The sequence below is a fragment of the Hyphomicrobium sp. GJ21 genome (genome assembly GCF_001006785.1).
GTDB lineage: Bacteria > Pseudomonadota > Alphaproteobacteria > Rhizobiales > Hyphomicrobiaceae > Hyphomicrobium_B.
Map to the genome: position 1 here is coordinate 313,767 of NZ_CDHO01000003.1, position 25,102 is coordinate 338,868.

At 58.7% G+C, this 25,102-nt stretch carries 22 protein-coding genes and 1 riboswitch; of the genes, 6 read left to right on the forward strand and 16 right to left on the reverse strand.

The annotated features are described in order from the left end of the window. Positions 1-71: 71 nt before the first annotated feature. The 8 genes from HYPGJ_RS09825 to HYPGJ_RS09860 form a co-directional block, all read right to left on the reverse strand. Positions 72-2,324, reverse strand: coding sequence for a family 2A encapsulin nanocompartment cargo protein cysteine desulfurase (locus HYPGJ_RS09825; RefSeq protein ID WP_046847042.1), 2,253 nt, complete (start codon positions 2,322-2,324; stop codon positions 72-74). After that, the gene (locus tag HYPGJ_RS09830) at positions 2,311-3,222 is read right to left on the reverse strand and encodes a family 2A encapsulin nanocompartment shell protein (RefSeq protein ID WP_046847043.1); all 912 of its coding nucleotides are present in this window, start codon (positions 3,220-3,222) and stop codon (positions 2,311-2,313) included. The genes HYPGJ_RS09825 and HYPGJ_RS09830 overlap by 14 nt, the downstream gene beginning before the upstream one ends. 92 nt (positions 3,223-3,314) lie before the next feature. Next, complete coding sequence (epsC, locus tag HYPGJ_RS09835) at positions 3,315-4,298, reverse strand: serine O-acetyltransferase EpsC (RefSeq protein WP_083984089.1); 984 nt, start codon at positions 4,296-4,298, stop codon at positions 3,315-3,317. A 58-nt stretch (positions 4,299-4,356) separates the two neighbouring features. Continuing rightward, on the reverse strand, positions 4,357-5,370 hold the full coding sequence (locus HYPGJ_RS09840; RefSeq protein ID WP_046848287.1) for a sulfate ABC transporter substrate-binding protein: 1,014 nt from the start codon (positions 5,368-5,370) through the stop codon (positions 4,357-4,359). Between the two features lie 173 nt (positions 5,371-5,543). Then, positions 5,544-8,891, reverse strand: a complete 3,348-nt coding sequence (locus HYPGJ_RS09845; protein WP_046847044.1) for an error-prone DNA polymerase — start codon at positions 8,889-8,891, stop codon at positions 5,544-5,546. Beyond that, positions 8,888-10,423, reverse strand: coding sequence for a DNA polymerase Y family protein (locus HYPGJ_RS09850; protein WP_244466077.1), 1,536 nt, complete (start codon positions 10,421-10,423; stop codon positions 8,888-8,890). Before HYPGJ_RS09850 ends, HYPGJ_RS09845 begins: the two co-directional genes overlap by 4 nt. Further along, a complete protein-coding gene (locus HYPGJ_RS09855; protein WP_244466078.1) occupies positions 10,347-10,883 on the reverse strand; it encodes a hypothetical protein in 537 nt (178 codons plus the stop codon). The genes HYPGJ_RS09850 and HYPGJ_RS09855 overlap by 77 nt, the downstream gene beginning before the upstream one ends. Positions 10,884-11,087: 204 nt before the next feature. Continuing rightward, positions 11,088-11,678 (reverse strand): DUF1523 family protein, encoded by a 591-nt coding sequence (locus HYPGJ_RS09860; RefSeq protein ID WP_046847047.1) that lies wholly within the window; start codon positions 11,676-11,678, stop codon positions 11,088-11,090. Positions 11,679-11,871: 193 nt separating this feature from the next. On the opposite strand from HYPGJ_RS09860, the gene dinB reads away from it, so the two are divergent. After that, positions 11,872-12,954, forward strand: coding sequence for a DNA polymerase IV (gene dinB / locus HYPGJ_RS09865; RefSeq protein ID WP_046847048.1), 1,083 nt, complete (start codon positions 11,872-11,874; stop codon positions 12,952-12,954). A gap of 62 nt (positions 12,955-13,016) precedes the next feature. Continuing rightward, positions 13,017-13,700, forward strand: a complete 684-nt coding sequence (locus tag HYPGJ_RS09870; RefSeq protein WP_046847049.1) for an adenosylcobinamide amidohydrolase — start codon at positions 13,017-13,019, stop codon at positions 13,698-13,700. A gap of 34 nt (positions 13,701-13,734) precedes the next feature. Here the strand turns inward: HYPGJ_RS09870 and HYPGJ_RS09875 are convergent, their stop codons facing one another. The 4 genes from HYPGJ_RS09875 to HYPGJ_RS09890 form a co-directional block, all read right to left on the reverse strand. Beyond that, on the reverse strand, positions 13,735-14,292 hold the full coding sequence (locus tag HYPGJ_RS09875; RefSeq protein ID WP_046847050.1) for a hypothetical protein: 558 nt from the start codon (positions 14,290-14,292) through the stop codon (positions 13,735-13,737). Positions 14,293-14,367: 75 nt separating this feature from the next. Beyond that, positions 14,368-15,276, reverse strand: a complete 909-nt coding sequence (locus HYPGJ_RS18415; protein WP_052750859.1) for a TonB family protein — start codon at positions 15,274-15,276, stop codon at positions 14,368-14,370. Between the two features lie 16 nt (positions 15,277-15,292). Then, positions 15,293-15,922 (reverse strand): hypothetical protein, encoded by a 630-nt coding sequence (locus HYPGJ_RS09885; RefSeq protein ID WP_046847051.1) that lies wholly within the window; start codon positions 15,920-15,922, stop codon positions 15,293-15,295. Between the two features lie 79 nt (positions 15,923-16,001). Further along, a complete protein-coding gene (locus tag HYPGJ_RS09890; protein ID WP_046847052.1) occupies positions 16,002-17,903 on the reverse strand; it encodes a TonB-dependent receptor in 1,902 nt (633 codons plus the stop codon). 242 nt (positions 17,904-18,145) lie between these two features. Then, a riboswitch (cobalamin riboswitch) is annotated at positions 18,146-18,365 on the reverse strand. A 312-nt stretch (positions 18,366-18,677) separates the two neighbouring features. On the opposite strand from HYPGJ_RS09890, the gene HYPGJ_RS09895 reads away from it, so the two are divergent. Beyond that, positions 18,678-19,025, forward strand: coding sequence for a carboxymuconolactone decarboxylase family protein (locus HYPGJ_RS09895; protein WP_046847053.1), 348 nt, complete (start codon positions 18,678-18,680; stop codon positions 19,023-19,025). 40 nt (positions 19,026-19,065) lie between these two features. Here the strand turns inward: HYPGJ_RS09895 and HYPGJ_RS18770 are convergent, their stop codons facing one another. Further along, positions 19,066-19,410 carry a LysR family transcriptional regulator gene (locus tag HYPGJ_RS18770; protein ID WP_083984091.1) on the reverse strand — a complete coding sequence of 115 codons (345 nt, stop codon included), beginning with the start codon at positions 19,408-19,410 and terminating at the stop codon, positions 19,066-19,068. 238 nt (positions 19,411-19,648) lie between these two features. Here HYPGJ_RS18770 and HYPGJ_RS09905 point away from each other — a divergent pair, with 238 nt between their 5' ends. The 3 genes from HYPGJ_RS09905 (at position 19,649) to HYPGJ_RS09915 (ending at position 22,789) form a co-directional block, all read left to right on the forward strand. Further along, the gene (locus HYPGJ_RS09905) at positions 19,649-20,935 is read left to right on the forward strand and encodes a selenium-binding protein SBP56-related protein (protein WP_046848289.1); all 1,287 of its coding nucleotides are present in this window, start codon (positions 19,649-19,651) and stop codon (positions 20,933-20,935) included. 72 nt (positions 20,936-21,007) lie between these two features. Beyond that, positions 21,008-21,628 (forward strand): SCO family protein, encoded by a 621-nt coding sequence (locus HYPGJ_RS09910; RefSeq protein ID WP_244466079.1) that lies wholly within the window; start codon positions 21,008-21,010, stop codon positions 21,626-21,628. 18 nt (positions 21,629-21,646) lie between these two features. Next, positions 21,647-22,789: a cytochrome c peroxidase gene (locus tag HYPGJ_RS09915; RefSeq protein ID WP_046847056.1), complete on the forward strand. Its 1,143-nt coding sequence runs from the start codon at positions 21,647-21,649 to the stop codon at positions 22,787-22,789. Positions 22,790-22,905: 116 nt separating this feature from the next. Here HYPGJ_RS09915 and HYPGJ_RS09920 read toward each other — a convergent pair whose 3' ends face one another. From HYPGJ_RS09920 to HYPGJ_RS09930, 3 genes are all read right to left on the reverse strand, one after another. Further along, positions 22,906-23,799 carry an MBL fold metallo-hydrolase gene (locus HYPGJ_RS09920; RefSeq protein ID WP_046847057.1) on the reverse strand — a complete coding sequence of 298 codons (894 nt, stop codon included), beginning with the start codon at positions 23,797-23,799 and terminating at the stop codon, positions 22,906-22,908. Between the two features lie 205 nt (positions 23,800-24,004). Then, on the reverse strand, positions 24,005-24,649 hold the full coding sequence (locus HYPGJ_RS09925) for a flavin reductase family protein (protein ID WP_046847058.1): 645 nt from the start codon (positions 24,647-24,649) through the stop codon (positions 24,005-24,007). A gap of 56 nt (positions 24,650-24,705) precedes the next feature. Continuing rightward, a complete protein-coding gene (locus HYPGJ_RS09930) occupies positions 24,706-24,930 on the reverse strand; it encodes a hypothetical protein (RefSeq protein WP_046847059.1) in 225 nt (74 codons plus the stop codon). Positions 24,931-25,102: the final 172 nt, after the last annotated feature.

Genomic DNA, 25,102 nt, shown 5'->3' on the forward strand with positions numbered 1-25,102 from the left:
GCTGAAGCGCATATGCGCTTCAGCCAAAACTATCTTTCCAACCTGCTCGCAATCGGTCCGGTCTCCGGCGCCTACACACGCACGAGGCCGGTCTCCGCTTGAATGTCTTTCAACGCGGCGACCAGCACATCGATCTCGCCACATGTGTTGTAGAAGGCAAACGATGGACGAACGGTCGTCTCCTGCCCGAAGCGCCGAAGAATCGGCTGCGCGCAGTGGTGACCCGACCGCACGGCGATACCGTACTTGTTGAGCCGCGCCCCGATCTCTTCACTCGGAATGCCTTTAAGCGTGAGCGAAATGACGCTCGCCTTTTCCGGCGCCCGTCCGATGATCCGCAGATTTGGAATCTGCAGCAGCCGCTCGGTCGCGTAAACGAGAAGTTTGTGCTCGTAGTCAGCGATATTGTGAAGTCCAAGGCGCTCGACATAGTCGATCGCAGCGCCGAGGCCGACCGCATCAGCGATGTTGCCCGTACCCGCTTCAAAGCGCTGCGGCGAACCATGAAATTCGGTCCGCTCGAACGTCACATCGCGGATCATGTTGCCGCCGCTCTGATAGGGCGGCAGCGCATCCATGATTTCCTTCTTCGCGAACAGCGCACCGATGCCGGTCGGAGCAAACAGCTTGTGACCCGACAGCACCAGGAAGTCGGCATCGAGATCCTGCACATCGACTTTCATGTGCGACACCGACTGCGCCCCATCGACGAGCACGCGAGCTCCGACGCGATGCGCCATTTCGATGATCGTCTTAGCCGGGGTAACCGTACCCAACGCATTCGAAACGTGAGCGAAGGCAACGATCTTGGTTTTGGAATTCAGCAACTTCCCGAATTCGTCGAGTAGCAATGCGCCGTGATCGTCCACGGGCGCAACGCGAAGTTTTGCGCCCTTGGCAAGGCAAAGCTGCTGCCAGGGAACGATGTTGGCATGATGCTCGAGATTCGTGATGACGATTTCGTCGCCGGGTCCGACATGCTGCCGTCCATACGTCGCCGCGATCAGATTGATCGCTTCAGTCGCACCGCGCGTAAAGATGATGTCGTCCGCCGAACGCGCATTGAGAAATCGCGCCACCTTTGAGCGCGCACCTTCGTAAGCGTCCGTCGCGCGCGCAGCCAACTCGTGAGCCGCACGATGAATGTTGGAATTCTCGTGCTCGTAGAAATATTTGAGACGATCGATCACCTGTTTCGGCTTTTGCGTCGTCGCCGCATTGTCGAACCAGATGAGCGGCTTGCCGTTCACCGTTTCGTTCAAGATCGGGAAATCGCGACGCACGGCCGAAACATCAAAGCCTCGCCCGGATGTTGCCGGCGCAAGTGCCGTCGGCGTCAAACCCGGAACGTTGATTCCGTTCGCGCTTGGCGAAGTCCCATTCAGGAAATAGAGCGATGAACCGTCGACGCCGGGCGGCGTGGACGCGGCCGACTCCGAGAACAGCGGCGCCAGCAGCGATTTCAACTCGGCCTCGAACGGAAGCGGAATGTCGCTCAGCGGCAGCCGCGTTCCACCCGATGCGGGGGCACCGATGCCGGAATGATCGATGAGCACGGGCGGCGGCGGATTGGCCGGCGGAGGCTGCGGCGGAGCACTTTGCGTCATGCCCGGCAGCGTTTCCACCCGGCTGTTGGGCGGCATCACCGGCGCATCGCGACTTCCGCCAAATCCCGAAAGCGACGGGCCAGCCTCCACGTCGGCCGGAAGCAGATCCGTCGTCGGTTGCGACAGCACGTTGACCGCAAACGGATCGAACTGCGGAGCGCCAGCAGCCGTCTGGCTGCCGGACACTGGAACACCACTCGCCGGATTGCCTGCCGGGACGATCGAAAAGTTGGTCGCCTCAGGTACGTTCGCGTTCGGCGCATACGGAGAAACCGTTTGTGCCGGAGAGACTCCAACGCCGGGTAGCGACGGTCCGCCGAGCGCAGACGTCGGCACCGGGTAGAGAGAACCGACCAACGCATCGAGAACGCGCTCGTCGAGAGCCGATGAATCGAACGGTGTCGGAGTTTGTGGCCCACCGAGCTGCGCCGGTGACGCGGCAGTCGGCAACGGCGACGTTGCTGCCGACGCCACATGCGGCGCAGACGAACCGCCAACCTCGACGGGCGACGCTCCGAAACCCGATAGCGACGGTCCACCCAAGACGGGAACCGACTGGCCGGGAACGGCGGCGAAAAGCTCGTTCGCGAGCCTTGTCAGCGCCGTCGCATCGGGCAGGCCTGCTGGCGCCTGCCCGGCCCCGAGCCCGAATCCGCGCGCCGCAGATGCGAGCGCGTCGAGATCGGCAGCTTCGCGTGCGTGATCAGCTATAGACATGATACTTGCCCACCTCGACGTTCTCCAGCACTCCGAGGGCATCGTCCGTCAGAACGGCCAGCGAGCAATAAAGAGAGACGAGATAGGAGGCGATCGCCTGATCGTTGATGCCCATGAAGCGGACCGAAAGCCCCTTCGAAAGCTCGCCAGGCAGACCCGGCTGGAACAGCCCGACAACGCCCTGCTTCGCTTCACCCGTGCGGATCAGAAGAATGTTGGTCTTGCCGCCCTTCACTTCGAGCTTGTCGGACGGAATGAGCGGAATGCCACGCCACGTAATGAATGGCGACCCGAACAGCGTAACCGTCGGCGGCGGCACGCCACGGCGCGTACATTCGCGGCCGAAGGCCGCAATCGCAAGAGGATGCGCGAGGAAAAACGCCGGCTCTTTCCACACCTTCGCGATAAGTTCGTCGAGATCGTCCGGCGTCGGAGGGCCACCGCGCGTTTTGATCTTCTGAGAAGCAGCGGCGTGCGCGAGCAAGCCGTACTCCTTGTTGTTGATGAGTTCGCTTTCCTGACGCTCTTTCACCGTCTCGATCGTCAAACGAAGCTGTTCTTTGATCTGATTGTGCGGAACGCTGTAGAGATCCGAAACGCGCGTATGAATATCGAGAACCGTTTGCACGGCGCTCAACAGATATTCGCGTGGATTTTCGATGTAGTCGACGAAGGTCTGCGGCAGAACACGCTCATCGCGCACGGAGCAGGTAACCTCGACGCTGTCGGCATCGCGCACCTTGTTGACGCGATAGATGCCCGCTTCGACCGGAACCCAATTCAGGAAATGCACCAGCCAACGCGGCGTGATGCTCGACATTTGGGGAACGGTCTTCGTCGCATTTGCTAATTGCCGCGCCGCGATATCGCCTAAAGCCGTTTGAGCTTCGCCTGCCATGATTTACCCATTGTCTGAGGTTCTAGAGAATTCGTTTTCGATTTTTTGCTTATCGAAACGACGGACAAGACGTCAACGTCGTTATATTGGATTCATATGCCTGCGCCGCTATCAAATGTCTCACTGCGGATCTGAGCCTGCAGGACATTGCTATTCGGCGGGACACTGCGCGTAAGCCAGACATTGCCGCCAATCGACGAACCACGCCCGATCGTGACGCGGCCGAGAATTGTCGCGCCGGCATAAATCACGACATCGTCTTCAATGATCGGATGCCGCGGCTGCCCTTTGACGAGAGAACCGCTCTCGTCGACAGAGAAACGCTTCGCGCCGAGCGTCACGGCTTGGTAGAGACGCACACGCTCGCCGATGATGGCGGTCTCGCCGATCACGACTCCAGTTCCATGATCGATGAAGAATCCGGCGCCGATCTGCGCACCGGGATGAATGTCGATTCCCGTTTGAGAATGCGCGAGTTCGGCGATAATTCGTGCAACGACGGGCGCACCGAGAACGTGCAGCGCGTGCGCCACGCGATGATGAATGACCGCCCTCACGCCGGGAAAACTGAGGATGACTTCTTCCGTGCTCTTCGCGGAAGGATCGCCTTCGTAAGCAGCGCGAATATCCGTTTCGAGCGTTGCATAAAGTTCAGGAAGTTGCCGGGCGAACGCACCGACGATTTCATCCGGCGTATTCTGCGCAGCCTGCCCGGCGCGCGTTTCATCGACGAAAGCATGCTCTCGATGAATTTGCTCGACCAGGATATGCAGAGCGGCGTTCAAGCGGTCGCCGATAAAGAAGCGAAGCGCGTCTTCGCTATGATCCAGAGCGCCGGCATGGCGCGGAAACAACGATCCGTAAATGTGTTCGATGGCTTGCCGCAGCCGCGACGGATTAGGCAACGGCGCCCGTCGGTTGCTGGCCGAAAGAACGCGCTTGCTGCGCGATCTGGCCTCTTCCAATTCGGACACGACGGAATCGATGTCCCATGCGGCCGTCGGAAGCCGCGGAGCAGACGCTCCAACGGCTTCCGCCACACCATTTGCACGTATCAAGTCCAGTGTTTGGCTCATAGGTCTTCGCAGGATTTTGTAAGATTTTCGTGAGCTAACATCGGTGGTCGGCAGCGGGTCATTTCGCCTTTGTGGTGATTTGATCGTAGACACCGCCATCAGCAAAATGCGTCTTCTGAACGTCCGGCCACTTGCCGATTTTCGCTTCGACGTTGAACGTCTTGATCGGCGGCAGACTTGCAGCGAACTCTGTCAGGATAGCTGCATTGCGCGGCCGCAGATGATGCTTGGCAATGATCCGTTGCGCAGCGTCGGAATAGAGAAAATCGAGATAAGCCTTCGCGACGGCTCCCGTGTTGCGTTTCGTCACAACAGTCTCGACGACCGCAACCGGTGGCGCAGCTTCGATGCTCTCGGACGGATAGACGACTTCAAAACCGCTGTCGGCAAGCTCCGCTTTGATCTGCGCCGCTTCGTTCTCGAACGTAATCAGCGCATCGCCGATATCACGCTGCGTGAAAGTCGTCGTCGCACCGCGTCCACCGCCGTCGAACACCGGAACATTGCCGAAGAGCTTCGCAACGAAATCGCGCGCCTTGTCTTCTGACCCGAGCTTGTCGAGCGCGTAACCCCAAGCCGCGAGATAGCTGTAGCGGCCGTTTCCGGACGTCTTGGGATTCGGAATGACGACCGAGATGCCGGACTTCACCAGATCGTCCCAGTCCTTGATGCCTTTCGGATTGCCCTTACGAACGAGAAAAACCGTCGTCGTGGTGTAGGGCGAGGCTTCGTTCGGGAACTTGCTGCGCCAGTCGTTTCCTATGACACCGCTCTTGGCAAGGAAGTCCAGATCGGTCGCCTGATTGAGCGTTACGACATCCGCTTCGAGGCCCTCGGAGACAGCCTGCGCCTGCTTCGTCGAACCACCATGCGCCTGCTTCACCTCAACGTCTGAACCGGACGACTTTTTCCAATCCGCAACAAACGCCGGATTGATCTCCTTATAAAGCTCCCGCGATACGTCGTATGAAGCATTGAGAATGGTGGTCGTGCCGGCAAACGCCGAAATCGAGATTATAAAAAGAAACGCTGCAAAAAAGCTGAACCAGGAAACCACACGTCCCAATGCCATCATCGTTCTCCCCGTCGCTGAGATGGCGTTTTTGCCAAATCCCCGGAACCGGACAAACGAAGAAAAAGAAATTTGCTTTGCACACTTTCGCGGAATCTATGTACGCGCGTCTGTTATAACAGCGGGATTGCCCCCTAAGCCCAATCCCAGCGGCGACCCGCGCAGCGCGTGGATCAGTGAAAATCCCGCGAACCCGGCAGAATGCGGACCTTACGGGGATGGCGGACGCGGGAAGCCTGCGGATGCAGGAATTCGTCGGCATTCGATAATGTGATCGTCGGATTATAGGCGTCCGCAAGCCGGGAAAGCTCCGCCGTCCGGTCGACGATGCGCGTCGCCATGAGATGAATGACGTTTTCTGGACTACGCTGCACCTTGCCTTCGATCAGCAGCAGCCGCCCGCCCATGACCTCATTGCGGAATTTCTCGAACGTCCGCGCCCAAAGCACCGCGTTTGTAATTCCTGTTTCGTCTTCCAGAGTGATGAAAATCGCGTTCCCCTTTCCCGGTCGCTGACGCACGAGCACGACGCCTGCCACCCGGCCCCAACTGCCGTCTCGCTGCGCCGCAAGCTCGGCACAGGATGCAATGCCTTCGCCTCGAAAGATGTCGCGCAAACACTCCATCGGGTGCCCTTTGAGCGACAAGCGGGTAGTCTGGTAGTCCACGGCAATGTTCTCGCTCAACGACATTGCCGGCAGTTGCGCATCCGCTTCCTCACCCAAATCGGCTTCGCGCGCGGCGGCAAATAACGGCAACTCGTCTGCGTCCGGCAAGCGTCGCGCCGACCACAGCGCATCCCGGCGATGGATACCGACGGAGCGGAAACAATCGGCATCGGCGAGCAGCCGCAGCGCGCGTTGCGGCAGACGCGTACGCCGCGCCAGGCTATCGAGATCGGCATAGCCATTCCGGCGCATATCGATCAGCCGCTTGCACCAATCTTCCGACAATCCGTCGATTTGCCGGAAACCGATACGCAAAGCCGTCTTGCCCCCAGCGCCCGCGCAAAGCGTGTTGTCCCAGTCGCTCGCATTGACATCCGCCGGATAGACCTCGACGCCATGCTCGCGCGCGTCGCGCACGATCTGCGCCGGAGCATAAAATCCCATGGGCTGCGAATTCAAAAGCGCGCACGCGAACGCCGCCGGATAGCGGCATTTGATGAATGCGGAGATATAGACGAGCCTGGCAAACGCCGCCGCGTGGCTTTCCGGAAATCCGTATTCGCCGAAACCTTTGATCTGCTCGAAGCACCGCTCCGCAAAATCACGATCGTATCCCCGCGCGACCATACGCTCGACGAGCAGCGCCTCGAACTTGCCGATCGTGCCGACATGGCGGAACGTCGCCATCGCGCGGCGAAGCTGATTGGCCTCCGCATCGGTGAACTGCGCTGCGACCATGGCAAGTTGCATCGCCTGCTCTTGAAAAAGCGGAACGCCGAGCGTTCGTGACAACACGTTCTTGAGTTCATCTGGATCGTGCGGCGGCTTCGGAGAAGGAAACGTCACTTCTTCCGGATTTTTCCGGCGGCGCAAATACGGGTGCACCATGTCGCCTTGGATCGGTCCCGGCCGCACGATCGCAACCTGGATGACAAGATCGTAAAACTTATCGGGCCTGAGCCGCGGCAGCATGTTGATCTGCGCCCGGCTCTCGACCTGAAAGACGCCGATCGAGTCGCCTTTCTGGAGCATTGCGTAGACATCCGGCTGCTCGGCAGGAAGCCTCGCAAGATCGAAGCTCTCGCCTTCGTGCGTGCGGATCAGATCGAACGCTTTGCGAATGCATGTCAGCATTCCGAGCGCCAGAACATCGACTTTCATCAGGCCCAAAACATCGATGTCGTCCTTGTCCCACTCGATGAATGTCCTGTCTTCCATCGCCGCATTTCCGATCGGAACGATCTCGTCCAGCCGCCCGCGCGCGAGCACAAAGCCGCCGACATGCTGCGAGAGATGGCGCGGAAAACCAAGAATGCGCGTCGCAAACGCGATAGCTTGCCCGATGACCGGATTGCGATGATCGATCCCAGCTTGCCGAAGGTGCGTTTCGGAAAGTTTCGACCCCCAGCTTCCCCAAACGGTCCCGGCAATACGGCTGGTGATGTCCTCGCTCAAGCCGAGCACCTTGCCGACTTCGCGAATGGCGCTGCGCGGACGATAACGGATCACGGTCGCAACCAGTCCCGCACGTTCGCGGCCATAACGCTCATAGATGTATTGGATCACCTCCTCGCGCCGCTCATGCTCGAAATCGACATCGATATCCGGCGGCTCGCGACGCTCGCTCGAAATGAAGCGCGCGAAAAGCAGGTTGTGCTGTTCGGGATCGACCGCCGTTATCCCGAGCACGTAGCAGACAGCTGAATTCGCGGCCGATCCCCTGCCCTGGCAAAGGATGCCTTTTTCATTGGCATAGCGAACGATGTCGTAAACCGTCAGGAAGTATGGTGCATAATCCAACTTGGCAATAAGTTGGAGTTCCTCCGTGACTTGCTGCTGAACTTTTTCCGGCACGCCGGACGGATAGCGCTCACGCGCCTTCTGCCAGCTCAGATGTTCGAGCCAACCTTGCGGCGTCCAACCGGCCGGAACCGGTTCTTCGGGATACTCGTATTTGAGTTCACCGAGAGAAAACGAGATACGCCGAAGCAGATCCTGCGTAGAAGCAATAGCGGATGGACAATCGCGGAATAGCCGCTCCATTGCCTCCGAACTCTTCAAATGGCGCTCAGCATTCGCTTCAAGCCGTGTGCCGGCCGCCTCGATGCGCAGACCTTCGCGGATGCACGTGAGGATGTCCTGAACCGGCCGCTGTTCCGGAACGTCGTAGAGCACGTCATTGACGGCAATCAGCGGCACGTTCGAAGACTTCGCAATACCGCTCAGCCGCTGCAGAACGCGGCTGTCATCGCCTTTCAAATGCAGGCTCACCGCAAGCCACACATTGTTCGGCGCAGCTTGCGCGATCACGCGAACATGCGCTTCGAAGCCATCGAGCACCGGAGGCGGCATGACGATCAACTGAAGATCGGCGCAATTCGACAGCAGGTCTTCTCGACAAAGACTGCATTCGCCCTTCTTTGCCAGACGCTTTCCATGCGTGAGCAGACGGCAGAGCCGCGCCCAGCCCGCGCGGTTTTCCGGATAGGCGATAATATCCGGCGTGCCGTCCATGAAAACGAGCCGCGCACCGGCGAGCAGCGTGAAGCTCTCCGCACGAGCTTTGATGGCATCCGAAAAGTCGGCCCATTCTCCCGACTTGCCATCGACGACCCAGGCGTACTCGCCAGGGCCGGAACCTTCGCGGACCTTTTGCGGTGCCGGTAATCCTTCGCGCCTCAAATCCTGCAAAGCGCCATAAGCCCGAACCACGCCCGCGAGCGTATTGCGATCGGCGATGCCGATGCCCGTGTGCCCGAGAAGGACAGCGCGTCCGACAAAATCTTCGGGGTTAGATGCGCCGCGCAGAAACGAGAAATTCGTCGTCGTCGCGAGTTCCGCATAGGAGATCATGAGAAAACTCCATGCAGAAACCACCTCTGCTTTTCATCACCCGACGCCCCACAAAAAATCCAGAACCGGCGACCCTCTGAGCTTTCGACGCGATAATAGTCGCGCGTGCCATAGTCCGATGCCGGACGCCACCACTCCTCTGCAATCCGTTCCGGACCAATCGCCTGCGCAATCCGATGCGTGACCCGGCGCCAGCGAACGCTCTCCGGCCTGTCGTTGGCATCGGATTTAACGTCGATCGGATGCGGACGCGTATAGATGAGCAGCGGGCGCAATCCCGCTTGAGCTTGAAGCGCTCCCTGTCCCCATTCCTGCGAAGGCGCGGAGAGTGCGGCCGGAAGCATCGTCTGCGCACGCTCCGGAACATGACTATCGAGCGGATGCAACCGCATCACGCGTTCGCGGCCAAACATGGTGCTCAGACGATCGACGAGCTGGGCGACCTTGTCCTTCTGATCGTCCTGCGCATTGAACGTGCCTTGGCTTTCGATCCAGGGCTCCACACGTATGGCTTCGAAACAGATGACATCGAAACCAAATCCGGGATCGAGCGGATCGGCGAGCGTCTCGAGGCGATCGCGATAGAGGCGCAGGATCGCATCGGGGTTGCGCGTCGGCTGGCTCGTCTCGACCCGAATGCGCCGGACAACGCCGTCCGCCCGCATGAAGATACCCGTAAAGATGCGTCCCCCGACGCTGCGTTCTCCCAACTGCGCGCAGACGGATGCAACCAATTCGGCAAGCAGCCTCGCGATGACATCATGACTGGCGACAGGCTCCGCACAGCGCTGCTCGGCTCTGTAACGCACGCGCTTGTCGCGAGGCGTAATGCGATTGTCCTCTTCTCCAAGAATGCGGGCGAGCTTGGCCGTGAACGCCGACGTAAACCGCGCGGTGAAGAGCAGAGATGGTCGGTCGGCAATTTCGGCGATGGTTTTGAGCCCCGCGCGCCTTAAGGCCGTCGCGTCGTCTTCGGCGCATTCGAGAGCCGCGACAGGCAGCGCGCGCACGAGCGCATCGTCCTCGGCAAAACACGGATTGGCGGGCGAGAACCGCGTCAACGCACGCGCCATGTCGGGCGTCGGCGCGACGGCGAGTCTCACGATGGAAACACCGGCCGCGCACAAAGTCTTTTGCAGTCGCGCGGCGAGCATGGCTTCTCCCGCAAAGAGATGACTGCATCCCGTGATATCGAGCGCGAGCCCGTTCGGCGGGTCCAACGCGACCGACGGCGTGAAAGCCAGCGCAAGATCGCCAAGGTGCGAGATGAAAGCGCCGTCGGCCGATGGATCGGCGGCAACCGCATGCAATCGCGGCAGACGTGCGCGCGCATCGGCCAGAGCCATTCCGGTCCGCAAGCCCGCCGCCAGAGCCCGCGCATCGACAGCGGCCAGTTGCGAAACGCCTTGGACCTTGGCAACGAAAACTCGCGGCAGATCGGCGCCGCTTCCAGTCTCACGCTGCCAGCGATCCGACGACAGGAACGGCATCCACAGACTGAGATACCGTCTGCGAGAAGCATTGCCGCTCATGATCCCACTCCACGATACAACTTCTCCCATCGAGACCCGACGAGCTTTTCAGCACGACTGCCTCGAAGGTCGGCGGCCGTCTGCCATCCGGGTCCATGAGAGGCGCGCCCTGCACACGCCAACGCACTTGCGCGGCATTCGGCGTGACGCGGAGCCCGTGCCGGATGAGCACGATCTCGACACCGGATTTTTCAGAAGCGAGTTTCAATCTTCGGCTCGCCGTCAGATCGATGGGCGCGACCGTTTCCAGAACAACGGCATGCAACGCGGCGCACCGCGCACCTTCGAGAGTGGCGCGCAGCCCATCGATAAGAGATCGCGCTTCCACGACAATGCAGGTGTCGGGAGAGAGCCCGAGTGCGTTGAGCCCCGGACCATAGACGCCTCCGGCTTCCGCCACGGCGGCGGTTTCCCGCACCCACAACAGACCGGCCGGACGCGCCGCGGCCCTTCCCTGCATTGCGAGCGCCAAACCGAAGCCGACAGCAGCCCCCGCATGCCCCGGCCCCGCGATGACTTCGCGAAGGGAAAAGGATGCATTCAGCAAGGAATCCAAGGGGAAAGACATGGCCAGGATAAAAAGACCGCCTAATTGTTCTCTCTTTGTTCTAGGCGACTTTCTCTTCTTTGTCGAGCCCCGCTGAAGGTATGGCGCTACACAAACTTAGGCTGGGCCGGAGCCTTGGACAGGCGGCGAAGCCGCCGATGAGGCTCCCCAGCGCCCGAGCCGGATGAAGCCGACGAAGTAACCAAGCCAGAGCAGCACCGAGAGGCCGTAGAAAACGACAACCCTGAACGACCAGAACGGCCAATAGCCTGCGGAGCCGATCGCAATCACATTCGGATAGAATGAGAAGAGTGTCGACCGCCACCGGTTCCACATCACGGTCACTTCGGATTTGCGAAGCTCTGCCGTCTTGGCGTCGTTGAAGACGCGTTCGCTATTGCGCTTCAACCACCACCAGGAGTCTTCGTTGACGAGCTCGAGGCCCCGGTCCGACTGATTGCGGATATAGACATACCGGATGTCGCTGGTATTGCCCTGCGCATCAGCTTCGCTACGCCGGACTTCCGTTCCGGTCACGACGCCCGTCGTCCAAGTCGGACGCGCGTATTCCCAAACGAACCAGAGCGGAAGACCAACAACGATCGCAGCCAAGGCCAGAAGCACGCCACGCCTGCGCCATAGAATGTACGCAAGCACGCCGATCGCCAGCAGAACGATGAAGCCGTACGACATCCAGGCTTGAAGCATATGTTGACCTCACCTTGAACCGCATCGTTGCAATCTAGCTGCCTAAACTTACGACAGCCTTATCCGGTTACATGTATAATCTTTAGAACAGATGCCGTCTGCGAGAACTGTCAATTTCTCCCGCCTCGGCGCCAAAGCTGCGCACCTTCCGCCCCCCAATCGAAATCCAAAAGTTGCCGTGCTAGGCTTCGTCATGGCCGACGTTCCAACCCGCAAAATCATTCATGTCGACATGGATGCCTTTTACGCATCCGTTGAACAGCGCGACAACCCGGAACTTCGCGGCAAGGCCCTCGCCGTCGGCTATGGCGCGAAACGTGGTGTCGTCGCCGCGGCCAGCTATGAAGCCCGGGCGTTCGGCGTGCGATCCGCCATGCCGTCGACGACCGCTATTCGCCAATGCCCCGAGCTGATCTTCGTGCAGCCCCGGTTCGACGCCTATCGCGCCGTCTCGCAGCAAATCCGAGCAATCTTCGCGCGATACACGGACGTCATCGAACCACTGTCGCTCGACGAAGCCTATCTCGACGTGACCGCAAATCCGCGCGGACTTCCGACCGCGTCCGACACCGCTACCGAAATCCGCGCGTGCATTCTCTCTGAAACAGGCCTGACAGCCTCAGCCGGCGTCTCCTATAACAAGTTCCTCGCCAAGCTCGCGTCCGACATGCGCAAGCCCAACGGCCAGTACGTCATACCGCCCCAGCGCGGCGCCGAATTCATCGCGACGCTTCCCGTCAAGAAATTTCACGGCATCGGCCCCGTGACGGCCGCCAAGATGAATGCGCTCGGCATTCAGACGGGCGCCGATCTTCGCGCCCAATCGATGGAGTTCCTTCAGGGGCAGTTCGGAAAATCGGGAGCCTGGTATTACGCGATCGCGCGCGGCGAGGACGACCGGCCCGTCGAGCCCAACCGGCCGCGCAAATCGTCGGGAAGCGAAACGACCTTTTCCGAAGATCGCGTGATACCGGCCGAAATCGAAGCTGGCGTTCTCGAAATGGCCGACGACGTCTGGGCATGGTGCGAAAAGAACCAGAGCTTCGGCGCGACCGCCACCGTGAAAATAAAGTACGCCGATTTCCGCATCGTCACACGCAGCCGCACGGCATCGCGGCCGATCTCATCGCGCGAACTACTGCACGAAACCAGTCTCGCATTGGTTCGATCAATCTATCCGGTCACGATCGGTATCAGGCTCGTCGGCGTGTCCGTTTCAAACTTCTCATCCAACGACGACGCCCAACTCGATTTGCAACTTTCGCAATCGGACTAGATTTTTCGGTTGCGCGAAGGCAGGCACTAGCCTTCGCATTTGCCGCCCGGTATCAAATCCAAATGACCCTGCCTTTTTCCATGACGCTTGAGCCAAGGCTCCTGCTCGCATCCTTTTCAACGCCGCAGAACATGCTGAGCTGGTCCATCAACAGGCCGGGATTTCAGACCGCGTCGAAGGTTGCCTGGATCGAAGTGCGAAACGCCGAACTGCCGCCAGGCGTAGACCCCGAGCAACTCGTTGCGGACAGGCTTTCAGACCGGGGCATTCCCGATGCAGTTGCGCTTATAACGTCTCGCACCGTTGCTCAGCATGATTGCGTGCGCAAAACCGTCGAGGAAACCACCGCGAGTTGTCTCGCGACCGTAGGGCTGTCCAATGGCGAGCGCGTCGGCCACCGGCAATCCGAAAAGCCGCTGATGGGAACCATCAACACGCTGCTGCACGTCGATCAACCACTCTCGCCCGGCGCATTTATTGAACTGATCTCGATCGTCGCGATGGCTCGCACAACCGCCATTCTCGATAGCGGCGTACAACGAAACGGCATCGCGATAACCGGAACTGGAACCGATTGCATCGTCGTCGCCGCGCCGCGTGCCGAACCGGAGGCCTGCTACGCCGGAATGCATACCGCCATCGGCGAAGCCGCCGGCGCAGCCGTATATGAAGCAATCCGAAGCGGCACGGAAATCTGGCGGAAGAATTTTGAAGCCTTGCTGCAAAACTCGGCCGCCGCGGAATAACAATCATCCCGCGGCGTTTCGAATTTTCGCGGCCTTACGCGCGCACAGCGACGGCTTTCTCGCGGCCAGTCTTCAACAGTCCGGCAACGGCATAAAGCGCGAGAATGGCCGCAAACGCGACGGCGTTGATGACCAGGATGCGCGATACGATGTCGAACGAGAAGGCATCGGAACCACCGAGCCCAAAGCTCGCCAGATACAGCGTGCCCTCATATGCGATAAACGCACTGGCAAAGCCGGCGACAGTCGCAACGACATTGCTCCAGCCGAAATTGCCGACGACGCGCGCTGCGAAGAGTGCTGCAACAGCACCCAGGCCGATCGCGCCGCCCCAGGCAAACGAATTTGCCGTCTGCGGATAATCGAGAAGGCCATAGCCGACGATCTGGTTTGCGCCCCACGCGAGCAGAACGAGCGTCAACCCGGTCGCACGATCCATCTTGCGTGCCGCCAGCGCGCCAACGGCTGCGAATGGAGCGGCGCAGGCATAGACGTAGCTGCCGCCGACACTCAACGCAGCAATGAGCGCGACCCACAATATCGGAGTGACGAATTTCATCGCTGTTTCATCGTCCCGTACAGATTCAGTCATCGCAGTCTCCTTTTTTCTTCGCTCTCAACGGCGAGAGCGATCCTTCTGAAAGCCATCACAAACGCAGCCTGCCGTTCATTTGAAATAGAACGGCATGGAAAAACTCAAATTGGCGGTAGCCGGCGGCGGCGGAAACGGACCGGCGCCTCGCACCGCCGCCAGCACGCTGCTGTCCAAACTCGAATTGCCGGAAGAGCGCGCGATACGCGCTGAGTTCAGCGCCCCCGCACGCGAAACGCTGAACGCGACAACGACAGTTCCACGCCCGCCATTGCCTCCAGGTCTTCGTCCCGCGACGCGCGCGCGGACAAGCGCCGCATAGTTGAGCGCCGAACCCGAGCTTGCGGAAACGCGTCCGGCGCTCGCCTGCGCTCCGCTCTTGGCTCTGACACTCGCTGCGCCTCTTTGTTTGCGCTGACTCGAGCGGTCGTGGTTCGGCCGAGCTTCCGAAGGCGTTCTAGGTTTGCGTGACGCCGATTGCTCTCGGACGTTCCGTTCAGGTGCGCCTGCTTCGGCCGTTACGTCTGTTGCTCCCGTTTCGTCGCCGGCGCCGCGCTCGCTTTCGAGCGCACCACGCACGAGATCGAGACCTTCCGGCTGCACAGCGCTGTTGCTGATCTCAGTTGCAGCCGGAACGGTATGCGGTTCGTCCGCCTCGAACTCCTGCGCCTGCGAAGCTTGCGCGGCGGCACTCTCCTTGATTTCACCGACCGTCTCGTCCACCGACGACGCCGATACCGCGGCTGCCGATTGCGCAGCGCTGACGGCTTCCAGCACATCACTTTGAAGCGACGCCACACTGATCGCTTCGGTCGGCTGCTCGATCGCGCCTGGCTTTTGCTTCGTCAGATAAAGAAATGTCGCCAGGACCGAGCCGTGAAATAGCAGTGACAACAGAATACCGCCGCCGAGCGTGATCACGCGCATGACCCCGCCCGATGCTCCGGAACTCGGACGTTCAGCGCCTCGAATTGCGCGCGTCATCGTTGCATCGGCAGCGTCAATGACTGACGCCCGCCCTAAAGCCTGCGCCTGCACTGTCGATGTCCTCGGGCTCTCGTCCAAGCCACGTCTTTGCGATGGCGCGCCAAGTCTCAAGCCGCGCCCATTGCGGTTCGTCGGAAAGACTGTCGTCTTCGTTGATGAAGGGGTTCGGAAAAAAGATCGAGAGCATCGGCTCATTCTTGCCGTTCGCCATCTCGAAGCCCCACGTCACCGGCTTTCCGTCGCGACCGTAGCCGCGAAAGATGCGCGCCATCGAGGGGCGCCGATGCGCACGAAGTTCAGCGCTGACCGGAAACCGTTCCGAGCCCTTGTTCTCTCCGATGCAGAGGTGAAAGTGGCCGCCGTGCCCGAACATGATCGTCAGATAGCCGTCGCGCAGCGAAATTCGCGTTGGAGCACTGATGCAGCGAAGCTCGTACGCCGCGCCTTGCACGAGTGGACCAAAGCACAGCCCTTGCCAATAATTCTCAAACACATCGCTCAGGAAGGATTCGAGATAGGCTTCCTCGAGCGGCAACTCCCAATATTCCCTGCTGAGCGTTCCGTCGTCTTTCCGATCGACTGACGTCGGCTCGGGTCCAACGAGAGAGAGCGGACGGCTCTTGTCATGGATCTGTGCTGACATTTCCAACGCTCCCTACTGCCAAACATTCGTATTCAAAGAAGGAAGGCTCATGCGGGTTAAGCATGAGCCTTCCTGCGCTTCAGTCGCTGGGCAATGCCATGGTCAGGCCGCCATAAACCGAAGCGCCGGGAGTTCCGTAATCCAGGACCGTTTGATAGTTCTCGTTGAGAAGGTTCTCGCCGCGCACATACGCCTTCCATCCAGGAGCAAATTCGTAGGAAGCCTTGGCGCCGATGAGCACGTAGTCGTTGAGCGCGACGATGCCCCGCGCATCAAAGGAATCGTCGACAACATCGGCGACGTACTGTGCCGTGACGTTCAACGCGACCTTATCCATCGGAACGACGTTGACACCTGCAGCAAACGAATGCCGCGGAATACGAACCAAGCGCTTGTCTTTCGCATCCGTCGCGTCTGTGTAGGTATAGCCGCCGGTCAGAGACAGCCAGCTGGTGAGCACGGCCGTCCCCGAAACCTCGACGCCGTTGCGATGCACGACGCCGGGAATGTTGTAATAACCGGTAGGCCTCCAGTTGATCAGATTGTCCGTATCGAGTTCGAAATACGTGACGTCGAACTTATAACGGCCCTTGTCGAAGCCCTGCTCGACGCCTGCGTCCCAACCGAAACTCGTCTCGGGCTGAAGAGCCGTGCTCCCGTAGTAAGGATCGTAAAGCTCGTAGAGGCTCGGAGCACGAAAGCCGGTGCCGACGCTGCTATGAAGTTTTGTCTCGGTTCCCGGAATGAGATACGCGCCGGTTATGCGATAGGTATCAAAGGTTCCAAAGGTGCTGTGATCGTCGATACGGCCACCGCCGGTCAGAAACAGCCCCTGAATGGGCTCCATCATCAACTGCGCGTAATACCCATTGAGATCCATCGTCTCTCGATGCGGATTGCTGTTGGTTGAAGCTCCAGTTCGCTCCCAGTCGGCGCCCGCAAGCAACGAGAGCGAGTCGTTGAACTTGAAAACGCCCTTGTATTCGCCCTTGATGCGATCACCGTCATACCATCCACCGCGCGTCTTATCGTTGAATGTCTCGCGCTTGACGTTCATGCCCTGGATGGCGAGCGTGTTCTGAAACGCGCCGTTGAGCAATGAAAATTCAGTGCCGACGCGACCAGCCTGCTGCGTCGTCGTCCCGTTATCGAGCGTGTCGCCGAACGTATAGGTTGGCGGCGGATAACCGTCATAACTGTATTTCGCATCAAGCGCGCGGGCGGCGAAAAACACTTTCCACGACGGCGTCAGAAAATACTCGCCGCGGCCGGAGAACGTTAGATTGCGATAGCCATCGTCTTCGCGTCCGTAGGCGTAGGCCGAAAAGCCATCCGTTCCGACGCCCTGAATCGTCGCCGAAATATTGCTGCCGTTCGCCGCCGCGTAACCAGCCGTGTAGGCCCCGTTGACGGTGCTGTACTGGCCGCCTTCGATATTGCCCTGCTGAAAGAAACCGGGCTTCTGCGCGGCCTTTGTTTCAATGGTAATCACGCCGCCGACGGCGTCGCCACCGTAGAGCGTGCTTTGCGAACCCTTCAAAACCTCGATGCGTGAAACGTCGCCGACGAGAAGATGCTCGAACGAGACAGCCGTCTGCGGCGCCGACGGATCGGATATATCCATGCCATCGACAAGCACTTTGACGTATCTCGAAGAAGCCCCGCGAATGTAGATGCCTGACGTCGTTCCTGGCGGACCGTTCTGAGTGAAATTTACCCCCGGAAGCGTGGCGAGGTAGTCCTTCACGTACGTCTGGCCGCGGCTCTCAATGTCCTTCTGGGTGATGATTTCCACGCTCGAGCCGACTTTGGACGCATCCATCGGCGTTTGGTTTGCCGAATAGATCGTCACGCCTTCCAGCTCGGTCACCTGCGCGGACGCCGATACGGCATAGCTGGCGACGCCGGCGATCGCACTCGCGGAAAAAAGAACCGACTTGAGCGCATGGCTCGCGGTTTTTCCCGACGCATTCAACGACATGTATGTTCCCCCGTCTCAAATAAGTGACGGGAGCTTCAGCAGAAGTGGCGCATTTCACAGCACAACACCAAGCGTGCGCAAATTCGCAGGACGCGAAGCGCAGTTATCCTTGACGCATCAAGGCGTGCTCAATGTTTTTGCTAGTTCGTGATCATGTCTCTTGCCAGCCCTGACGCTGCTCCCGATCGGTTGCACATCAGCCGCCACTCCGGCATTCCGTTCCTGCAGGCGTCCCGCACTGAGGATGGGCGACTTGTGTCGGCAGGTCTCCTGGCTCACGGCTCGAACGTCTGTCTCCTGCCTTCCCAATTTTCCGATGCGGAATATCAGTGGCGTAATGCGGAAACGACTTGCCGTTTACAGTTGCGGGCGCAGCCACGGCATCGACTTACGTCTCACCGTGTTCCCTCTTAGCTCGTACCGGCTTGCACCGATCAGAGCACCGTCACAGCACGCATTCCATACAGCGTTCACGCAGCAGTCAACGAAATTATTCTTAGACAACGCCAACCGCGACAACGTCGACAAATCGGCAACACCGCGATTGGTGGCAAAGCCTTCAATTCGCGGCCGGCGCAAACCTATGGATGATTAAGCATGGCCGCCGACGAACGCACCAAAATTGCAGACGGATTGAAATTCACCCTACCATGTAGTAGGTAGGCGCACGGTTTTGCTCGCCGGAACCGGCACAAATACTCTTCTGAGCTACGTCCAGAATGCCCACCAACGCGCAGATACCCTCATCGCAGGGTCTTTCATAAGGAGTTGAGCATGTCCCTCATGGATTGGTCGAACTATCGCGGCGCTCTGATGGGCCGCATCGGAGAACTCGGAAAGCTCTCGCCCGATTCCGTCGGAGGATACATGATGGCCAGCGGCGCGGGCGCGAAGACCAATCACTTGGACGAGAAAACACGGCAATTGATTTCGCTCGCCGTTGCTGTAACGACGCGATGCGACGGTTGCATCTCGGTGCATTCGCAGAAAGCCGTCGAGAGCGGCGCAACCACGGAAGAGGTCGCCGAAGCACTTGGCGTCGCAATCGCTATGAACGCAGGTGCTGCCCTCGTGTATTCGGCCCGCGCGCTGGACGCAGTCGACGCGGCTTCAAAGAAATAAAGCGCCGGAAGCCTGAAGATTTGGCGGGAAGTCCGCCAAATCATCGGACCCTGAGCTTGCCAAACTCGGAACCCGTACTCTGACGCGGAAAGGTTCGCCTTTCACGCACTTTCAGTTGCCCACGCGGTACTGGTGGTACGGCGAGATCACGCATTCGTTCGACCGCATTGATGGCGTCGATAATGGATGGAAAAATGATCTTGCCGTAATCGGTCAGTGCTACGCTGCGCGTCGTACGTTCAAATATGCGTTGACCGAGACTGGCTTCGAGACGCGCAATCCCGCTCGAAAGTGCGGGCTGAGAGACTTTGCATCGCTGCGCGGCGGCAAGAAACGATCCTTCCTCAGCAAGCGCCTGAACATATCGCAGCTGCCGAAAATTCATGAAATCAACCTGAGCTGATCATTTTTCTATCCCCGGAAAAGCGCGGGATTGAGCTCAGTAAAATATCGAAGCGACGCTCGAAAACCAGAACATTCTTCGCTTGGATCTGATCTATAGGAAAATGGAATAATTTGTATTGGGAAACAAAATTTAACTTCCTCCCGCCGTCCCAGTAGCTTCGGTCACGTATGTCAAAATGAAAACCGGCTGCAACCGCAGCCGCGGAGGAGGAAACGAAGTGAGGAAGCTACTTAAATCGAGCGTTTGCGCATTGGCCCTGTTCGTCGTCGGGCCGACGCTGACGATCGCGGACGAAACCTGCAACTCGCCATACACGTCGGCGCTGATTAAGGGCCAAGAAGACTTTCTCCACGTTTGGACACTTGGAGAAGTCGGTATCGGCGACGAATCCGACAAGCTCGTGACGATCGACGTGCAGCCGAATTCCCCGACCTTCGGAAAGGTCGTCAACTCCTTGTCGGTCGGCGGACGCGGCGAGGCGCATCACACTGGCTTTACTGACGATCGCCGCTTCCTTTGGGCCGGCCGTCTGGACGACAACAAGATTTTCATCTTCGATCTCATCGATCCGTCGAAGCCGAAAATCGTAAAGACGATCACCGACTTTGCTGAAAAGACCGGCTTCGTCGGCCCGCACACGTTCTATGCAACGGCCGGCCGCATGATGATCCAGGCGCTTTCGAATCCGAATTCGCACGACGGCCAGACCGGCATCGCCGTTTACAACAACGCCGGCGAACTGATCTCCACGCACAAGATGCCGCTCGAGAACGGCGGCGACGGCTATGGGTATGACATCGGCATCAACCCGGCCCAGAACGTCATGCTGACGTCGAGCTTCACGGGCTGGACGAACTACATGATGGACATGGGTCAGCTGATCAAAGATCCCGAGGCCATGAAGCGCTTCGGCACGTCGATGGTCATGTGGGACTACAAGTCGATGAAGCCCATCAAGACCATGAACGTCCCGGGCGCACCGCTCGAGATCCGCTGGTCGCTGAAGCCGGAAGACAACTGGGCAATCACCGCGACCGCGCTGACCTCGAAGCTCTGGGTTGTCAAGAAAGACGACAAGGGTGAGTGGCAGGCGAAGGACGTCGGCAACATCGGCGATCCGTCGAAGGTGCCGCTGCCGGTTGACATCTCCATCACCGCTGATGGCAAGGGCCTTTGGGTCAACACCTTCATGGACGGAACGACGCGATACTTCGATTTGACGAATCTCGACGCTCCGAAAGAAATCTACTCGAAGAAAATGGGAAGCCAGGTCAACATGGTCTCCCAGAGCTTCGACGGCAAGCGCGTGTACTTCACGACCTCGCTCCTCGCCAACTGGGACAAAAAGGGCGCCGACAACGAGCAGTGGCTCAAGGCGTACGACTGGAACGGCAAGGAACTTGTTGAGAAGTTCTCGGTCGACTTCCATGCTGAGAAGCTCGGTCGGGCTCATCACATGAAGTTCTCGGCTAAGCCGACCAAAGCTGCAGCACTCGGAGATTAAGAGTTGCTATTGTCAAATCGGCCCCGCGCGCAGCGTTCGCGCTGCGCGCAGGATGGCTATGGAATAGTCCTGTTGCTCGCCATCATTTTTGCGATGGCGGCCAACCAGCAAGCCATAGCGGGTCCTGTGTACCCGGAGGTCGGAACTTACAAACTACAGCGAATCCAGCCGGCTCCGTCCGGCTGGGTTCTCGAGAATAGCCCGTGGCTCCCGCGTCGCCTTTCGAGTTACACGAAAGGCAAGATCACGCTGTTCTCTTTCTTCTATTCGACCTGCCGCGACCCAGACGGATGCCCCAAGGCGTGGGAAGCGTTTCAGAAAGTTCACGCCTCGATTCAGGCAAACAAAAAATTCCATTCCAAAGTCCGCTTGGTTTTTTTGAGCCTGGATCCCAAAGTGGATACTCCGGAGATGATGTCTATGTTTCAGACGTCGATGAGCACTCCGGAAGCGCCGTGGTCGTTTCTGACGACCTGGTCCGAGTCATTTTTGGCGCCTATACTGAATGACCTCTACGTGCCGGCCGCACGCGAATTTGACGATGCCGGCAAGCGAACGGACGTCATCAATCATCTCATCAAAGTGTTCCTCATAGATAAGGAGGGTTGGGTGCGAGAGATTTACACGACACGGTTTCTAGACTCGGATGTGATCATCTCGGACATCGGTACGCTTCTTCTCGAAGAAGAATGACAACGTCACAGGAATGAAATGAAAATAAAGCGACACTTGCCTCTCGCCGTTCCCATATGCATCTCGCTGACGTGCGCTTTGCTGGTGGGTTATTTTTCGTCCAGACCCGCATCAAGCGAAGTCGACTTTCCCGTTCCGCTCGGTCTTCCGCCTCTAGAAGCTCATCAACGGCCTGTTAAAAATCAGGTTGAGCTCGGCCGGAAACTCTTCTTCGACCGGCGCCTTGCATTCAACAACACGAACTCCTGCGCGATGTGCCACATCGAGAGCCAGGGCTTGACCTCCAATCAATCGGCGACCGCGATCGGGATGGAGGGGCGCAGTCTCAATCGTAACGCGCCCGCGCTCTACAATGTCGCTTACGAAAAAACTCTATTCCACGATGGGCGCGAGACTGACCTCGCACAGCAGGCATGGGCGCCGCTGCTATCTCCGCTCGAGATGGCTAATCCCTCGATCGGCAATGTTGTCGACCGCATCAGAGGATTCGACGACTATAAAGGGCTGTTCGAGGCTGCATTCGGCGAGCACGGCGTCTCCATGGAGACAATCGGCACGGCGCTCGCCTCATATCAGCGAACCTTGCTCGCGGGCAACTCGCGCTTCGATCAATGGCGTTATGGAAATAAAGCAGACGCTTTGACCGATAGCGAAAAGCACGGCTTCGAGATTTTTACCGGCAAAGGTAATTGCTCGACCTGCCATACGGTCGGCGAAAAATCCGCGCTCTTCACCGATGGCAACTTCTACGTCACCGGCATCGGTTACCGAACGGCGATCGGAGCCGGCGCGCGCGTGTCGAAAGTTCAACTCGCGCCGGGCGAGTTCGTTGAAGTGAAGCATGAGGACATGACGTCCTACTCAGCTCCCGTTCTCAACGACATCGGCCGGTTTGCCATAACGCTCGATGCCAAGGATCGCTGGGCTTACAAGACGCCAGGATTGCGCAACGTGGAACTGACGTTTCCGTATATGCACGACGGCTCACTTTCGACCCTCGAGGACGTCGTGGAATTCTACGACAAGGGTGGCTTCGAGCACGACGCAGAACGCGTTTTGCATCCTCTCGGACTAACGCAGAAGGAAAAGTCCGACCTGGTTGCGTTCCTGAAATCGCTCACGACGGCCGAAGATAAGGCGAAGCACTCCCCTTATCGCTGACAACGGGGATCTAGCTATTTAGTCGGGGCGGACGGCACCTGCTTTGATGTGCCCTTCGCCCCGACAAGAAAGACTTCAGCACTACGACGCGCTGAAGCGCGGATCACGCGAGCCAACTAAAGCTCGTTGATCGGAACCTTGAGATGCCGCTTACCGCCTTGATCAGGCTCCGGCAGGTTGCCGCCGCGCATATTGACCTGGATCGACGGAATAATCAGTTTCGGCAGGCCGAGCGTCGCATCGCGCGTCGTGCGCATTTTGACGAACTCGTCTTCGCTGATGCCCTCGCGAACATGAATGTTGTTTGCGCGCTCCTCCGCGACGCTTGTCTCCCATTTGATGTCGCGCCCATCGGGGCCGTAGTCGTGGCACATGAAAAGCCGCATTTCGGGAGGAAGCGAGAGAACGCGCTTAATTGAGCGGAAGAGAACATGCGCGTCGCCACCGGGAAAATCGGCGCGCGCGGTACCGCCATCAGGCATGAACAGCGTATCGCCGACGAATGCCGCATTTCCCACGACGTGCGTCATGCACGCGGGCGTATGACCCGGCGTATGCATTGCGAAAACCGTCATGCCACCGACCTGATACGTGTCCCCGTCTTTGAACAGCCGATCGAACTGGCTTCCGTCACGCTGGAATTCGGTGCCTTCGTTGAAAATCTTACCGAACACGTCCTGGACGATCTTGATGTTCTCGCCGATGCCCAGTTTTCCGCCAAGCTTGCCTTGTAGATACGGTGCCGCTGACAGATGGTCGGCATGCGCATGCGTCTCGATCAACCATTCCACCTTCAGACCATGCTCTTTGACGAAGCGAATGATCTTGTCGGCCGACTCGTAACTGATGCGCCCGGCTGCATAGTCGATGTCCATCACGCTATCGATGATGGCGCAGGCGCTCGATGCCGGATCCTTGACGACATAGCTCACCGTATTGGTGGGTGGATCGAAAAATGCCGTGACTTCGGGTTTGAGCGTGAGATCGACAGGGTGCGGAATTGCAGCCATGGGAGCCTCCGGTAATGCAAAGACTGTCACGCCCGGCGCTTCCAATGAAATCGAAGCGACAGCGGTCTGTGACTAACCTGGATACTGATATAAGATTTTTCTTCTATTTTTCCAGCACTTTGAGGCATCCCAATCCTGCCTTAGCGCCGCACGGAGACGCCACGGCAGCCCCCGCACGCCGACCAGCCGCGGCTCTGGGTACAGCTTACGAGCTGACCTTGCCTTCCTTAATCCAATCGCTCCACGCTGGCCGATCCATCGAGAACAGGTCCGCTGTTCTCGTGTACCAACTTGTTCCGTGCATTCCGCCGATAAGGCGCATCGCAGGCGTGTCGATCAGCGGCGCTTTTGCATCCAACAGGAACTCGTCGCGGATGTGGGCGTGAACGATCCGCCCAAGGATGATCGACTGCTTGGCACCGAGCGGGACAATACTGTGCAGCACGCATTCCAGCGAGATCGGACTTTGCGCAATCCTCGGCGTCGCGATCTTGACCGACGGCGCAGACGCGAGTCCAGCAAGTTCCAACTCACTGACGCCAGCCGGAGCGTCGATGCACGTGACGTTCATCGCAGCGGCTAACTCTTCAGAGACAAGGTTCACGACGAACTCGTTCGTCTGCAGAATGTTCGCAGCAGTATCCTTCATGCGATTATCGGGTGCCGGAAAAACCGTCACCGAAACCACCGGCGGATCGGTACCGGCAAGACCAAAGAACGTGTAAGGCGCTGCGTTACAGTCGCCAGCCGGATTTAACGTGCTGATCAGCGCGATCGGCCTTGGAACCACTGCTCCGGTCAGAAACGCAAAACGCTGCGCCGGCGACATAAGATCAAAATCAAATTCCATAGAATTTCTTACCGGCTTACAAAATCATAGAGCCATCGGCATCGCCTAAACAGGCATCAATCCTCGTGCGCACGCTTCAGCATGCGCACGATAAGATCGTAGTCCTGCGATGTATGCACCGTAACTCTGGCTGCATTTCCAGCGCGGGAATCGAACATCACAATGAACATTCCTGGCTCAGAGCGCGCCGGTTGAATCTCAGCTTCACCGATCTGAACGTCATAGATCGCTTCCTTGATACGCTTTACGGCTTCTCGAGTTTCTGAATTGCGCTCGTTCACGGATCGGCTTCCTTCACATGCGGGAACGACGTCACAATATCGCATTCGTGGCGTCGCACGCGGCTGTGGATTTCACGGAATGGCATCGCAGAACTACGCGCTTTCTCAGCGTTCCGCGGATCGCATAGCGCTAATCGCGTTCCCTTCCGCTTTGAGTAGAACTACGCGGCAA